Here is a 15,637-nt window from a genome sequence, read left to right as displayed (position 1 = left end):
TTAGCGTCAATTTTACAACGACAAAAAAATGACAATCGCGAGGGAACGATGCAACACCATCACCACAACCGCTGCCCATGGCTCGATACCAGCAAAGACGATTATGTCGCCTATCATGACGAAGAATGGGGGGTGCCAATTTATGATGACCACCGCCTTTTTGAGTTCATTACTTTAGAATCTGCACAAGCAGGACTCAGCTGGTACACAATTTTAAAAAAGCGTGATGGCTACCGTCGCGCCTTTAAAAATTTTGTTGTTGACGACGTTGCACAAATGGATGACAGCGACATTGAACGCCTAATGCAAGATGACGGCATTATTCGCAATCGCTTAAAAATTGCCGCCACGATTAATAATGCCAAGCGATTTATTGAGATACAAAAAGAGTTTGGTAGCTTCTCAAATTACCAGTGGCAGTTCGTTGGGGGGAAACCTTTGGTAAATAATGTCGATAAACTTGAAGATTATCCAGCCATTACTGAAGCCTCGACAGCATTTGCAAAAGATTTAAAAAAACGTGGTTTTAAATTTTTAGGTCCAACAACCGTTTATGCCCATATGCAGGCCTGTGGCATGGTTAACGATCACAGTAATGATTGTTTTAGAAAAGCCCAGATAATCGAGCAATATTAAGCGATTGATTTAAATAAAGGAAGGTAATGCGATATCAAGTAGGTCGTACTTTAGCGTGTCAATTCAGGTATTCCCGTAAACATCGACCTACATAATACAAACAAGCGCTAGTCTCGCGATAAGTTATATTTTTTCATTTTTTCGACAAGTGTCGTGCGGCGCACGCCCAAAATTTCGGCAGCACGCGCTACAACATAATCATAACGCTCAAGCGCTTGACTAATTAGGCTAATTTCAAGTTCTGCTAAGTATTCTTTAAGCTCAATGCCATCATCAGGTAATAAACCCGAGTCAACATGTGTAGCGGGCGTTTGCGGCTCTTCATCTTCATAATCGCTAAAGCCAGTGCTGAATATATCGTTAAATGCATCTCGTTCCATCAACTCTTCAGGGTACTCAGGCTGATAGGCTTCAACTTCTATGTAACGATACTTTGCAGGTAAATCTGGCACATCAACCACTTTATCAGGGAACATGATCACCATACGCTCAACCAAGTTTGCCAGTTCACGAATATTTCCTGGCCACGCATGCTCTTTTAAGCTTTGAATTGCTCGCTCTGTAAACTTCGCCGTCGTGCCACTTTGCTCATTAACACGACGCATTAACTCTTTAAGCAGGAGCGGAATATCATCAGCGCGTTCGCTTAACGACGGGTTCTCAATAGGAAATACATTTAAACGATAGAATAAATCTTCACGAAAATCGCCTTTTTCTATCATCTCTTCTAAATTGCGATGGGTCGCTGCAATAATACGCACATCGGCTTGAATTGGTTTTGTACCACCGACCCGCTCATAGCTTCGCTCTTGTAAAACGCGCAGCAACTTTACTTGCATCTGTAGCGGCATATCACCAATTTCATCAAGAAAGAGCGTACCACCTTGGGCTAATTCAAAACGCCCTTTTCGCGCCGAAATTGCACCTGTAAATGCACCTTTCTCATGGCCAAATAATTCACTTTCTAATAACTCACCCGGAATGGCACCACAGTTAACGGGAACGAATGGGCCGGAGCTGCGCTTAGATAGCAAATGAACATTTCGCGCAACCACTTCTTTACCCGTTCCAGATTCACCGAGTATCAGCACATTGGCATCGGTTTTAGCAACTTGCTCAATTAAAAAACGCACATCTTTAACGGCATCTGTTTCACCAACCAAACCATCAAACAATTTATTCGATTTTGACTGTTTATGATCGCCCGGCAACATACGTTGATACTGCTGACAATCATGTAAAAGCTGCGTAGTCACATCATGATTAAATGGCTCACAAATTAAGCCTACAACATTGGCAATGCTTAAAAGTGGTTTTAACGTTTCACCAATCAAAAGAAAAGGGATCGCAGGAAACTGCTTAATGACAGACTCATGATCTAATTGCTGAAGTGCACCAAGAATAACCATGCACTCTTGTTGTTGATGTTTTTCACAAAATGATTGAAGTGTTGACTCATCAACGAGTTGTACAGCTTCTCCGATAAAAGTGAGGGCTGCATTTAAACCAATCGCACGATTATTATTATTGTCTAAAATTAAGATCATTATTGGCGAACCACAGTGACTACGGGTTAGTTAGTTTCTAAATTGTAAGCGAGTTTAAGAGGGATGCAAGCGCTAAGCGGCAACTTTTTGACATCAACGCCAAAAAATAGTCACTTAGCAGCTATAACTAATACTAAAGGGTTAAAGCAAACCCAAAATTGATTCTGCAGAACGGTTTGCTTGTCCACGCAGTGCAACGGATGCCTGCGATAAAATATCATTAGCAATTTGATCAGACACCGCTTTTGCATAATCAGTGTCTTCAATTCGACTTTGACTTGCTGCGATGTTTTCGCGTTGGTTACCCAGTCCTTTTATTGTACTTTCTAAAGTGTTTTGAAATGCACCTAGCTCAGTACGTTGCGTGTTAATTTCTTCGCTCGCTTGGTCGCTTATATCAATCGCAGCTTGTGCTCCTGCTTGTGTCGAGATATCAATACCCGCAATCACTGAGGCGATACTGCCGTTACTCGGCGTAATTGACTGGGTGGTATTGGCATCTGGTCCCACTTGAAATGATACTTGCTCACCATCAAACAATGGCTTACCACCAAAAGTGGCATTTTCAAATGTTTCTGTGATCTGCGTTTGCAACTGCGTTACTTCTTCTTGCAATGCTGCTCTGTCATTGTCTGTCAGTGCACCATTGCCTGCTTGGATAGACAGCTCGCGGATTCGCGACACCGCATCGTTAACGCCCGACAAGTTAGACTCAGTCACTTGCGAGTAAGAAATACCATCATAAGCATTGCTAATAGCTTGGCTATAACCATTTTGCTGAGAGGTTAGCCTATCAATAATTTGCAGTGCAGCGGCATCGTCCGCCGCAAAATTTACTTTTTTACCTGTCGCTAATTGTTCAGCAAGCTTGTTATTTGCTTGCTGAGTTTGATTGAATAACCCGGTATTGGGTGATTGAATTTTCATAGCGGCCTCCGACAAACCGATTGCTTAAATTATAGCTTAATTTGCCAAATTTTGTACTTGTTTACCGCTACTAGTAACCCTCGATTATTGAAAAACTAGCATACATAGCAGGACCTTTTTCTGTCTTCTGTTAGCAAAAAAAGAAGATTATTATAGCAGACTCACCTCATCTTATAATTACAAATTGCCAAACCTCTTTATATAATCTTCTTTTATGGCCTCTAGATATTCACTTACTATTAATGCACTATCGATAAAATTTTCTAACGCTTGCTTCTCGTCGTAGTGACTATATAACGAATTTACTAGCATAGAGTGGGTATGTAATATAGTACCGCGTAAAAGCTCTTCAAAATAACTAATATTTGTGTCACTGAAACTTGAGAGCCGTCGAACCTGATCATCTAAAGTGCATAATACTGCATCGGCCGAAATGGGTTGAGCAGAAAGTTGCTCAATAAATAAATCACATAAGTCTACGAATAGTGGTACATCATTAGCTAAAGACGAGAAAGCAGCGTCTGAATATATTTCTGAACTTTTTATCTTATCAGTAATATGCAAAACTAATTTAGCTTTATCTTTTATCTTGGAGCTTACTAGAGAATCAGAATGAATAGGACACGCTCCCTCAATATAAGCACCATCACTACAATTTTTTACTTTTAAGTGTGGGCTTCTCGCTAATGTTCTTTCTAGTACTGAGTGAGAATATTTAAAAATCTCATCAGTTTCAACGAAGTCATCTGGATTAAAGTTACATTTTATCTTGTATTTAGCTTTTTGTTGATATAGACCAGAGTCTTTCTCATCTTTATAATACACGCTGTTTTTCGAGTGATGTTGCTCAGACTTATAGCCAAGATCCACACCAAATAAAGTAATATCAGTAAAGCCTATTTCTTCACAAAAAGCCAATGCACAATTACTTACCGTTGGGCTGCAGTTAACTAGCAAGGCAGGCATTTTTTGCTGACCTAATGCTTGTATAAAGATTTTACTACTTGCCTCTCCCCATTTTACGCCTTGTACTTTATTTTCGAACATAGCAAAAACTGAGGGCAGCACTGTATTTAAGGCAAGTAAGGTAATCCCACTAAAAAACTCTTTATCATAAAACGATGCCAAAACGTCATGGGTTACTTGGCAGCGTTCCATTTCACAGTGAAAGTCTGGCTTTAACCCATATTTATATAATGCACTAAGTGCAGTACCACAACTTATGATAACAGCATTATTTTGGTGTTCAATTAACCACTTTATATCTGAATCTAAAGAAGGTCCATTTGCAACTAAATACACAGGTATATCTTTAAACTCTTCTGACTTTTCACCTTTAAGGAAAGGTATATCAAAATTATTTGAAAAGTTATCGATACTTAAAATAGCATCATCATAAAAACCTAACCCTAAAACATTACCAACAAACTGCTGTGATAGATTTTTAGCTATAAGATCAAGGTAACTGTCATGATAATTTTTGTAAAGATAACTATAACCAGAATAAAAGCGCCCAAACTCTTGAAAAACTGCTTCCACTTCTTTAGTTATACCAGAATCATCATCAAATTCGCCTACACTGAAATGAAGCTCTGTGCCGTTCTCATGCAACTTTGTAAAAATATCATTCCAATTAGTCAAATATAAGCTCAAGTAAAACAAATCAAAATAAGGCTCATATATATATAATTTTTTTATAACATGTTCATTTAAAAGTAATTGTATATGATAACCAGAGCCTACACCAAGTAACATTAAACTTGGTAGAATGCCAGGCAATATATTACTTAGTTTTTTATCATTTTGCCTTTTTAAATTCACCGCTAATTTATTTAAATAATTACTATGAATAAATCCATCATTTATTTCATCACGGAAAGAGAACTTATTGGTGAGCACAAACGGTTTTTCTTGAAAACTCAAAAATTGTACAAGCGAGTCTTGGTAGGCATCCTTTTCATATAAATAAACATCTTTTTTTGTATCATAAAGATTTATATTAACCCCATCCATGCGCAGTTCGAATCGCGACAACCGATAATTAAGACAAACTCTATAAATATCGGGATAAATTTCTTTAAAAGCTTGCATGTTTGATTCAAACATCTTTTCTAAATCAAAATCAGGCCGAACAAAACCGTTAAGTACATCCTCATATTTCTTTCGATTTTCAATTTGTACTTGAAGAAATTCATGGTAGCGCTCTAATTCGCCTAACTTTTCATTTATAGCTGTTGTTAAATCATTCATTATTATTCGCTCCTTTAACCGCTGAATACATTTTTAGCTGCTTTTTTTTTGTATTCATAGAGGCCAGTAATGTTTTCAACCGTGCTTTTTCATTACCGACTAAAGCATATAAAGTGTCAGTCTCCACCTTGAGCTTTGCTATAAATGCGTTGATAAAAATTTTACTTGGTTCATCAAGGCTTTCAGATAGCTCAAGTAATTCAGCTAAACAATTATTTTTTTTATTAATAACGTCGGCTAAATCTCTATAATCTTCCTTCTTTACCATGGCATGTTCTGCTTCTAACAAGCTTTCAAGGTACTTACTAAGATGAACAGCTGTATCACTAGGTGACGTATTCACTTATGCACCACTTTGCTCTAACAGTGCAAAGCCTTTCTTTTTATCTTCTTCAGAAATAGAATCCCACGCTTCTTTTATCGGAGAAAATAAGTCATTGATTTCATCAAGTATTTCAGGCGAATTTTGTGTATTTGCGTCAGAAAGCCTCACGACAAGGTAATCATAAAGGTTATCTAGGTTACTTGCTATCTCTCCGCCCTGTTGAAAGTTTAAGCCACCTTTTAATCCTCCGATAATACCAATAGCTTTCTTGATACTATTATTTTTAGCCTCAATATCAGAGCGGCCCATAAAAGCTTTTGCTTGATACACCTGAGTCAAAAATTCTCGCATCAAAATCTGAATGACCTTGTGCGGATCTGCCTCAGAAAGAGAAAATTCTTTTTGTGCTTTTTGATAAGTATTTGCGCGTAAGTTCATTTTTACCTCTTCAACTTAACTTTTGGATGTATTAGTTAAAATACTCGATATATATGAGCTCGATGTTTGATACTGCGCCATAATGCTGTCTAGCGCGGCATATTGGCTTCTTAAAGAAGCTTCAAGGTTTGCCAAGCGTTCACTTAAAGCATCACGGTCTGTTTCTACTTTCTCCAGCGATTCATTTAGGGACTGTTCTCTTTTTAACAATGAGCCATTACTACCTGTGTAAAGCTCTATAAGGTCGTCAACCCTTGTGGCTAAACCATCATCATCACTAAAAAAACTTTGCAGTGCGCTGTACTTATCAGAAATAGTACTATTGAGTAACTCTTTGCCACTTTGCATAGTGCCAATACCTAATGATGATATTTCCATTTCCCCCTCACGGTTAAAGGTTATACCTATTTCCATCAAAGATTGTATTTCAGTTGCGCCACCAAGCTCGTTAGTAAACATTCTCTGCAATTGTTGTTCCATTGTTCTAACAGTACTATCAGAAGCCAATGCACCAGATGATGAGTCAGAAAGAGAGTCAAGTTTACTTTTTAAGGTGTTATAAGCATCGACAAATTCATTTAGCGTTTCTTTTACTACTCCTTGATCAACAGAAACACTAAATTCTTGTGCTTCTGTGGTTACTGATTTAAGAGTCAACGTTGTGCCCTGAATTTTGTCTTTTAGTTCATTCGTTGGGCTACTCACAACTTGTCCATTTATCAATGCATTAGCATCTTGAGCTTGCTGTTGAATAGTTAAACCTGAACTGCCACTTGGTGTACTTGTAGCAATACTAGCTAAGGAGTCATCATCAGAGGTTACTGAAAGAGTGTTGCCATCGCCCGAAATTGATGAACTAAATGTTAATACAGCGCCACTGTCACTATTAACAATATTCGCGCTGACGCCAAAGTTTTCACTTGCTTTATTTATTTTATTTCGTATGTCTTCAAGTGTATCAGTTGCTTCGATAGCAACAATGAATTCAGAATCACCAGCATTGAATGTCAAGTTTCCGGCACCAACGGTACTGTCCACAGAACCGAGCGCCGTTGATTGCAATTTAGAGCCCTTTGCGAGTTGTAAGACTTCAACAGAAAAATTACCTGCTTGCATTGAGCTGCCAACTTCAACATCAAACGCTTGCTCTGTTTCCTCCAAACCATTATTGAATGTAACGTTGCGCGAATTATAAGTTTCTGCATCACCAAGTTTCGCTAAAACTTTATTGAACGTATCTAAGGCTGCCTTAAATGTGCCAACGCCTGATAATTCAGTTGTATAGTTTATTTCACGTTCATTTAACTGACTTTCTTTAACAACTCTTTCTGCTTTAATGGTTGCAGAAATAATCGATTCAAGATCAAGCCCCGAACCAACGCCCGCTGAAGTTATGCTAGCCATACTTTACTCCTCAAATTTTTTGATCAAACAAAACCCCTAAAGGTTGCCCGAATATTTGCTCTTGAAGTTCATCTATCTTACTTGCAAGTTCCAATACTTCTTCACTCGGTATTTGCCTAATAACCTCATTTGTTTCTTTATCTGTTACAACCACCACTGAAGATTTTGTTTGCTCATCAATATGAAACTTAAACTGCTTTGAATTTAGCTGAGCTAGAGTTTCTAGCTTATCGACAGACTCAAGCAAACTCTGTTCCACTTCGCCATTTCTCCCCAGCTTATTAATACGCCTTGCTTCATCATTCATCGAATTTTGGTGATTCACACTTTTAGCAACTAGCTCATTCTCAGGCTCTTTCACAGATATGTTAGCAAAACCGTCTTTATTGAAGTTGGTATTAATATTATCCATTTTGACACCTCTAAAACCCAAAAAGGACCTGTACACTAGCTTTACCAGTACACAAGTCCTTCTAATTTTAGTTTAAAGTTTATAAATTATAAAAGAGATAGTGCTATTTGTGGTTGCTGGTTTGCCTGCGCAAGCATTGAGCTTGACGCTTGCTGTAACACTTGGTTACGAGCAAGGCTTGCACTTTCTTTAGCAAAATCGGCGTCCATGATACGTGAACGTGAAGCTGAAACATTCTCAGATACGTTTGTTAAGTTACGAATCGTTGAGCTAAAACGGTTTTGCTTCGCACCTAAGTTTGCTCGAATATCATTAACACTCGTTAAAGCAGTATCTAGCGCTGTTATTGAAGCTTGCGCGCCCGCCGCCGTGCTTATGTCAAGCGCATTTGTAGCGAGCCCTGTTGAATTCATTGCGACTGAAACTTTAACAGAAATAGTCTGGTTTGCATCTGCGCCTACTTGGAATTCAGCCCCATAAGTACCTGTCAAAATATTTACACCACCGAACGTTGTATCAGATGCAACACGGTCGATCTCTTCATTTAATTGCACAAACTCTTTTTGTAGTGCAGCACGGTCGGCAGCACTGTTTGAACCATTAGCGGACTGAATTGAAAGAACGCGCATTCGTTGTAGCATAGAAGTTGTCTCTTCTAATGCCCCCTCAGCAGTTTGTGCAATTGAGATACCATCATTAGCATTACGAGCAGCTTGGTCTAGGCCTTTCATTTGTGATTCTAAACGTGAACCAATTTGAAGGCCAGCCGCATCATCAGCTGCGCTGTTAACACGTAAACCAGAAGATAAACGTTGGAATGATGTTGAAAGCGCATTTGTTGAGCTAGATAGATTACGCTGTGAATTTAATGACATTACATTGGTATTTACACTTAAAGCCATGATAGCCTCCTAATAATTTAACTAGATGGGAATCAAGCTTTACAGTTTGTAATTAGCTCTATGATTCCTGCCTACAGTTAAGTTATCGGCGCTTCATTACGTTACTTTAGCTTTTTTTATAAAAAAATTATTTATTACTAAAATTCAGAAAATTAAAAGCCAGAACAATGCTCTGGCTTTTAATTTTACTACTATAAAAGTTATTGTAATAACGAAAGGGCTATTTGAGGCTGCTGATTAGCTTGCGCTAGCATTGAGCTTGACGCTTGCTGTAACACTTGATTACGTGCAAGGTTCGCACTTTCTTTTGCAAAATCCGCATCCATTATACGTGATTTAGATGCCGATACGTTTTCTGATACGTTAGTTAAGTTACGAATCGTTGAGCTAAAACGGTTTTGCTTCGCACCTAGGTTTGCTCGAATATCATTAACACTTGTTAAAGCAGCATCTATAGCTGTTATTGAAGTTTGCGCGCCCGCCGCTGTGCTTATATCAAGTGCACCTGTAGCAAGCCCTGTTGAATTCATTGCGACTGAAACTTTAACAGAGATAATCTGGTTTGCGTCTGCGCCAACCTGGAATTCAGCCCCATAAGTACCGGTCAAAATATTTACCCCACCAAAAGTAGTATCAGATGCAACGCGATCAATCTCTTCATTTAATTGCTCAAACTCTTTTTGTAACGCTGCTCGGTCAGATGCACTATTTGAACCATTAGCTGACTGAATTGAAAGAACACGCATACGCTGAAGCATATTGGTTGTCTCTTCTAATGCGCCTTCGGCAGTTTGCGCAATTGAGATACCATCATTCGCATTTCGTGCAGCTTGATTTAAACCATTAACTTGTGTCGCTAACCGAGTGCCAATTTGTAAACCTGCCGCATCATCTTTTGCACTATTGACTCGTAAGCCTGAAGACAAACGTTGAAACGACGTACTCAACTCATTTGTTGAGTTTGCTAAACTACGCTGAGAATTAAGTGAAGCTACATTTGTATTTACTGTTAATGCCATTTTACCATCTCCAAAGGTTAAACAGAGTGTGGTTCAACACGTTTAACAGGAACCACTATTAAATAATTACAAATTAATAAAAGCATTAAATATGCCAACATTAAAAAAAACACAACCCATTGTTTTTAAATTAAAAATAATATGGATAACAATATAAATAACAATGTTGTAAATTTTTAATTTTGATACGACAATTAATTGCCGCTACTTGAGGGAGGTTTTTGCCGCTTTGCTCTAACCAAAACGGCAATTTAATTCTGCTTACAGGTAATCAAACAAAGAAAGGTTAGCTAATCGGCCAAATGTTGCTTGTGATGCTTGCAATGCAGTTTCTTGTTTGGTGAGCTCGCTAACAGCTTCTGCCATATCAACTTCTACAAGGTTTGCTCGGCTTGCTTGATTTTGTATATCAGATGCTTTATTTGAGGCACTAATGGCACTCACTGCATTCATTCGGCCACCTAAACTTGATTGAGTAAATACTACCTGCTCATTTGCATTGCTTAGTTGAGTAGTTGCGTCTGACAGCATTTGCTGATACTCACGATTATCCAAAGTTGAATCATTTAATCCTTGAATAAGCGACTCCAAAGTATTTAGAACATTTTCTTTGCGAGGTTTCTCTAAAGTAAAATTAATATCCCCAGGCGCAGCTCCTGAATATTCGATATTCAACCCAGCAAAGTTTATTTGACCATTTTCAGAAACCGTACCAGTTTGGGCAGGTGTAAGCGCAGCACCATCACGTAAGATTTCATATTCATCAGGATCACCAGCTGTAGTGCCTGCTGTTAACCTTACCGTATATGTATTTGCAGTGGTACTTGCCGAAGGAGCAAAGTTATAATTTGCTTTATGGTAAGCATCAAACTCAGCTTGTGAATCAACAAACACAGATGCAGTAATAGCCCCCGTTGTTGTAGCAATATTCGACTCGACATTTAAGCGAGCATTGACCATTTCAAAAGTATTAAAACCGTTATCACTTGACTTGATGGAGACTCCCTCTGCAATTGAAATACTATGCTGCCCCTGATCCCCATTATAAACAAACTCACCTGAACTGGTATCAAATTGATAGGGCTGAATACTATCTTGATACCCTGAAAATATATATTTTCCATCTTCAGAGCGCGTATTCATAAGACTAAGTATTGTTTGCTGTAGCTCTTCTAGCTCTTTGCCTATTGATGCTTTATCGTTAGTATTGAGCGCACCATTACCAGCCTGAATAGTCAGTGTTTGCGCTTTTTGAATTGCATCTGTAATACCTTTTAATACAACTTCTTCAGTATTTAAGCGATTATTCAACTGATTAATATTTTTAGTATATTGCTCATTTGTTTGGATCTTATTCGTATATAATGCTGCTTGTGAATAAGCAGACGGGCTTTCAGAGGTCGATAAATACTTTTTACCCGTTGTTACACGCTCTTGGGCATTTGCCACACCTTGTTGTCCATCAAGTATTTTATTAATACTACCCTGATACATTAAATTATTAGATAAACGCATAGTTACCTCGCCGCACTTAATAAGGTATCAAAAACTGAACGGGCAGTCGCAAGCACTTGTGCAGACGCCGCATACGATTGTTGGAAACGCAATAGATTCGCCGCTTCTTCATCGAGGTTTACACCTGACAGAGATTCGTACCACGCTTCAGACTGCTCTGCGAGCGCAGTAAATGCTGCACCATTAGTCTGTGCCTGATTAGTCACAACGCCAATATCCGACACTAAACTAGTATATGCTTTGTTTAAGGTTAGATGATTATTACTAGCGTTACCGACTACATTTTGTCTAACTATATTTGAGTTTTGAATATCAGCTACAAACTGCCCATTACGGTTATCATCAAAGCCATCTTCATTGGCCTCTATTGTAAATGAATCACCTAAAGCTGGCGTCCCCTCAATATCAAAATCGAAGCCAACTTGCTCCGCAGTGAGTGTTGTTATGTCATCTAACACGCCCGCTGTTTCAGCTTGGTGAATAACATTTTTACCAGAAGAATCAATTGCAAATGGAGCTGTCGTATTCGTACCATCACTTAAGGTGTACATATCGGGGTTTTCAGCGCTTTTTGTTAAAGTTAAAGACCCTGTTGGTAATTGTAACGATGGGGTATCTGTAAAATTTGATACATCAGACACCGTACCAGCTGAAATACTGGCAGTACCTGTATTATTAATATCGTTTGCAGTACGAATAGGTGAAGCAAGCGCTATATCTTCTGGGCGATTTGTTGCAAGCTCTAAACTTGTTGATGCTTGAGAATTGAGTTTGACCATAAATTGATCATCAATATCAGGTAAAGAAGACATATCCAGTGTTAACTCTAATCCGAATAAATCTAAATTTGGGTTATTTTGTGAATTAACCTTACCTGTTGCTGGGTCAACGACTGCTGTAGTAAAAATTTCATCGCCGTTGGCATCCTTAATCGTCTCGCCTTTATTATCAACAGGGTAAATTTCAACTTCATTAGTGCCACTGTACTTTACAATAAAATCACTTGCTGGCAATTCATTGCCTTTACCAGCTTCAACGCTTGCAGTAATACTGCCGTTGCCCGTGTTTGCTTGATAAGCAAATGCATCAACCGTGGGGATTTTAAATATATCACCGCCTAAATTTCCATCGGCATCCATACCTAAATGGTTTTGCTGATTAAAGGCATCAGCAAGGGCTAAGCCCATTTGGCCTAATTGATTCTGGGCTGGCACTAAAATGTCATCACGAAATGACAGTAAGCCGCCTATTTTGCCTTTAAGTTTACTTACATCAACCTCAAGCGGCACGGCTTTGCCACCATTAACATCTAAATGTAGCTCTTTGAAGCTGGGATCGGGATCGCCAGTAAATGAAAACAGGTTAAAGGTACCGCTTTCCATCACTAATGCTTGACCAGATCCCAAATAGACTTGTTTCTCACCGTTATTACCGTTGAGAGTTTCTACATCAATGAGTTCTGATAAGTCACGAATTGCTTTGTCGCGCTCGTTGTACAGTCCGCTAGACGCTGATTCACGATCAGTGCCATGCACCGCGGCAATTTTAGAGTTCAATTCGCTAATACTTTGGATTAAGTTATTTGCTTCGTCCGAGAAAATTTCTAATTGCTCGTTCACAACAGTCTGCTGGTCAACCACGATGCTTGAAAGCCTGTCCATTTGATCAATCAGGTTTTGTGCATCTGTCATAACCAGCGAACGCGCCACCGTCGATGAAGGCTGATTTAAGCTTTCTTGAACATTATTAAAAAACGAGTTAATGCTGGTTGATAAGCTATTCGACTCTTCAGAAAACAAGCTATCGACTCGGCTTGCTTCTGTTACAAACTGATCAAAAAATGCTTTATTTGACGTGTCACGATTTAGCTGTTTTTGAGCAAACTCATTGAGTAAACGATACGTTTCACCCCGACCAACTTGGTTGTCGATCATGGTGCTGAACTCAGTGCGCTCACGAACATAACCCGCTGTATTTACATTGGCTATGTTTTTACTGGTCGTTTGTAAAAGCTCAGAATTCGCTCTTACACCTGAATTTGCTATGTCATATAAGCTGAATGACATGAGGACTTACTCCTTAACGTACCAATGAAGCAGCGACGCTTTGAAGCTCAACACGCTTCAATACCTGCTTAATTTTGTTGGCATAATTTGGATCTGTTGCATAACCTGCTTTTTGTAACGAATCTAAAAAGGCTGCAGGTTCTGCGGTGTTTTTTAATGCGTCTTGATAACGTGGGTTTTCATTTAAGAAATCAACAAAATCATTCACACTGTCTTTAATTGACTGATAAGAACGGAAGCTTGCATGCTTTTTAACAGGCACACCTTGCTCAAACTCAAGCGTAACTTTACTTGCTTTGTCACCTTGCCAGCTCTTATCAGATTTAATGTTAAAAAGGTTATTACTACTGGTGCCATCCGCTTTACTAATAATATGCTTACCCCACCCTGTCTCAAGCGCAGCTTGAGCAACCATCACAGCAGGGTTTAAACCAATTTTTTCAGCCGCATTTTTTGCGTGCTCCCAAACAGAGCTAATGAATGACTCAGCATCTTCAAAGCGGTTTTCTGATTGCTCATCAGTGGCAACTTCAGCCATTGGGTGTGTTTCTGGCTTAGCTTCTTGATTACCGCGAACACGCTTATCGCTATCAAACTCTGCGGTTGTTCTTAACACGGAACCAGGAGTAAATTTCTTACCGTCGGGCGATAGCTGCTGCACAATAAGATCAGCCAAACCCAGTGAGCCGTTAGAAGACAACTCAACAGAAAGCTGTTGATCATGCATTTCTTCAAAGAATTTTACGCCACTCGAGTTAAACGGACTGTCTTTGTCTTCAAATGCTTCATTAGCCTTACGCATGCTTTTAAGCAGCATTTGCGTAAAGATAGATTCAAATTGTGCCGCCGCTTTTTTCAGCGCCTCTTTTGACGCATCGCTAGAGGCATCACTTTTTAGAGCACTTTGACGCAATGAGTCTAAGTTGCCTAAATCAAAAAAGTTTTGCTTGTCGAGATGATTCGTATCCATCAGCTTTTTGACACAATAATTAATAATGCATAATCAAATGCAATAATTACGCCAAAAGAGGATTTATCAGATTGAGGGAAGGTAAAAATGAAAAAACGCGCTGAGCTCAGCGCGTTTTTAATTGATTATATAATAACAAGTTGCCCGTTTATGGCTCCCGCCTCTTTCAACGCTTCAAGGATAGCCATTAAGTCACCAGGGGCGGCACCAACTTCGTTTATCGCTCTCACTAAATCATCAAGGCTAATACCAGGATTAAACACAAAAGCGCGAGAGTCATCTTCATTAACATCGATAATACTTTGGTTTGTCACCACCGTCTCGCCTTCGCTCAGTGCATTCGGCTGCGATACGTTTTGCTGCTCAGCAATGGTCACGGTTAATCCACCGTGGGTAATTGCAGCTGGCTGTAATTTTACGTTTTTACCAATAACAATGGTGCCCGTACGTGAATTGACAATAATTTTTGCCGCAGTATCAGCCGGTGTGAACTCTAAGTTTTCAAGCGTTGATAAATACGATACGCGCTGCGATGCATCGCGCGGTGCAATGACACGTACAGACGCTGCATCAATTGCTTGAGCACTGTTTGGCCCAACTAAATCATTAATAGTTTGCTCTAGGCGCTTTGCCGTTGTGAAATCTGGACGATTCAAATTAAAGGTGATGTAGTCACCTTGCATAAACGGGCTTTTAACAGCGCGCTCAACCGTTGCCCCATTCGGAATTCGGCCAACGGTGGGAGTGTTAATAATCACTCGGCTGCCATCAGCACCTTCTGCGCCTAGACCACCCACGACCAAACTGCCCTGTGCAATGGCATACGTATTACCATCAACCCCTTTCAAAAAGGTTTGTAATAACGTACCACCGCGTAAGCTTCCTGCACTGCCAATTGAAGACACGGTAATATCAATGGTTTGACCTGGTTTTCTAAACGCGGGTAACTCGGCATGTACAGCAACGGCTGCAACATTTTTAATCTTTGGTTTTAAGTTCGCAGGAAGCGTGATACCGAAGCTATTTAACATCGCTTTAAAGCTCTGCTCTGTAAAACGACTTTGCTCGCCCGTGCCAGGTAAACCCACCACTAAACCATAACCGACTAATTGATTTGAGCGTACACCCTCAACCATAGACACATCTTTAACTCGCTCAGCCTGAACAGAAAACTGTACGCTAATTAAGCAAAGAGCAATAATGTATTTAAACCCATTCATGATTTG

At 39.3% G+C, this 15,637-nt stretch carries 14 protein-coding genes; 1 reads left to right on the top strand and 13 read right to left on the bottom strand.

Translation table 11 applies throughout. The features are described 5' to 3' along the window. The first annotated feature begins 48 nt into the window (after positions 1 to 48). Positions 49 to 636, top strand: coding sequence for a DNA-3-methyladenine glycosylase I (locus BWD47_RS09320; protein WP_075593865.1), 588 nt, complete (start codon positions 49 to 51; stop codon positions 634 to 636). Between the two features lie 107 nt (positions 637 to 743). Here BWD47_RS09320 and BWD47_RS09315 read toward each other — a convergent pair whose 3' ends face one another. The 13 genes from BWD47_RS09315 to BWD47_RS09255 form a co-directional block, all read right to left on the bottom strand. After that, positions 744 to 2,183, bottom strand: coding sequence for a sigma-54 dependent transcriptional regulator (locus BWD47_RS09315; RefSeq protein ID WP_074988678.1), 1,440 nt, complete (start codon positions 2,181 to 2,183; stop codon positions 744 to 746). A gap of 141 nt (positions 2,184 to 2,324) precedes the next feature. After that, complete coding sequence (locus BWD47_RS09310) at positions 2,325 to 3,110, bottom strand: flagellin (RefSeq protein WP_075593864.1); 786 nt, start codon at positions 3,108 to 3,110, stop codon at positions 2,325 to 2,327. A gap of 177 nt (positions 3,111 to 3,287) precedes the next feature. Further along, complete coding sequence (locus BWD47_RS09305; RefSeq protein ID WP_075593863.1) at positions 3,288 to 5,360, bottom strand: 6-hydroxymethylpterin diphosphokinase MptE-like protein; 2,073 nt, start codon at positions 5,358 to 5,360, stop codon at positions 3,288 to 3,290. Continuing rightward, a complete protein-coding gene (locus BWD47_RS09300) occupies positions 5,353 to 5,703 on the bottom strand; it encodes a hypothetical protein (RefSeq protein WP_075593862.1) in 351 nt (116 codons plus the stop codon). The genes BWD47_RS09305 and BWD47_RS09300 overlap by 8 nt, the downstream gene beginning before the upstream one ends. After that, positions 5,704 to 6,123 carry a flagellar export chaperone FliS gene (gene fliS, locus BWD47_RS09295; RefSeq protein ID WP_075593861.1) on the bottom strand — a complete coding sequence of 140 codons (420 nt, stop codon included), beginning with the start codon at positions 6,121 to 6,123 and terminating at the stop codon, positions 5,704 to 5,706. It abuts the gene before it with no gap. A 15-nt stretch (positions 6,124 to 6,138) separates the two neighbouring features. After that, positions 6,139 to 7,527: a flagellar filament capping protein FliD gene (gene fliD / locus BWD47_RS09290; RefSeq protein ID WP_075593860.1), complete on the bottom strand. Its 1,389-nt coding sequence runs from the start codon at positions 7,525 to 7,527 to the stop codon at positions 6,139 to 6,141. A gap of 10 nt (positions 7,528 to 7,537) precedes the next feature. Beyond that, on the bottom strand, positions 7,538 to 7,939 hold the full coding sequence (locus BWD47_RS09285; RefSeq protein WP_075593859.1) for a flagellar protein FlaG: 402 nt from the start codon (positions 7,937 to 7,939) through the stop codon (positions 7,538 to 7,540). Between the two features lie 86 nt (positions 7,940 to 8,025). Then, the gene (locus BWD47_RS09280) at positions 8,026 to 8,841 is read right to left on the bottom strand and encodes a flagellin (RefSeq protein ID WP_075593858.1); all 816 of its coding nucleotides are present in this window, start codon (positions 8,839 to 8,841) and stop codon (positions 8,026 to 8,028) included. A 200-nt stretch (positions 8,842 to 9,041) separates the two neighbouring features. Then, a complete protein-coding gene (locus BWD47_RS09275) occupies positions 9,042 to 9,860 on the bottom strand; it encodes a flagellin (RefSeq protein WP_075593857.1) in 819 nt (272 codons plus the stop codon). A gap of 261 nt (positions 9,861 to 10,121) precedes the next feature. Continuing rightward, the gene (gene flgL, locus BWD47_RS09270; RefSeq protein WP_075593856.1) at positions 10,122 to 11,375 is read right to left on the bottom strand and encodes a flagellar hook-associated protein FlgL; all 1,254 of its coding nucleotides are present in this window, start codon (positions 11,373 to 11,375) and stop codon (positions 10,122 to 10,124) included. A gap of 2 nt (positions 11,376 to 11,377) precedes the next feature. Continuing rightward, positions 11,378 to 13,441 carry a flagellar hook-associated protein FlgK gene (gene flgK / locus BWD47_RS09265; protein ID WP_075593855.1) on the bottom strand — a complete coding sequence of 688 codons (2,064 nt, stop codon included), beginning with the start codon at positions 13,439 to 13,441 and terminating at the stop codon, positions 11,378 to 11,380. A gap of 13 nt (positions 13,442 to 13,454) precedes the next feature. Next, positions 13,455 to 14,411 (bottom strand): flagellar assembly peptidoglycan hydrolase FlgJ, encoded by a 957-nt coding sequence (gene flgJ / locus BWD47_RS09260; protein WP_036970176.1) that lies wholly within the window; start codon positions 14,409 to 14,411, stop codon positions 13,455 to 13,457. Positions 14,412 to 14,536: 125 nt separating this feature from the next. Then, positions 14,537 to 15,631: a flagellar basal body P-ring protein FlgI gene (locus tag BWD47_RS09255; protein WP_036970188.1), complete on the bottom strand. Its 1,095-nt coding sequence runs from the start codon at positions 15,629 to 15,631 to the stop codon at positions 14,537 to 14,539. Positions 15,632 to 15,637: the final 6 nt, after the last annotated feature.

The sequence above is a fragment of the Pseudoalteromonas sp. PAB 2.2 genome (assembly GCF_001938575.1).
Lineage (GTDB): Bacteria > Pseudomonadota > Gammaproteobacteria > Enterobacterales > Alteromonadaceae > Pseudoalteromonas > Pseudoalteromonas lipolytica.
This window is presented reverse-complemented; position numbering and strand designations above follow the sequence as displayed.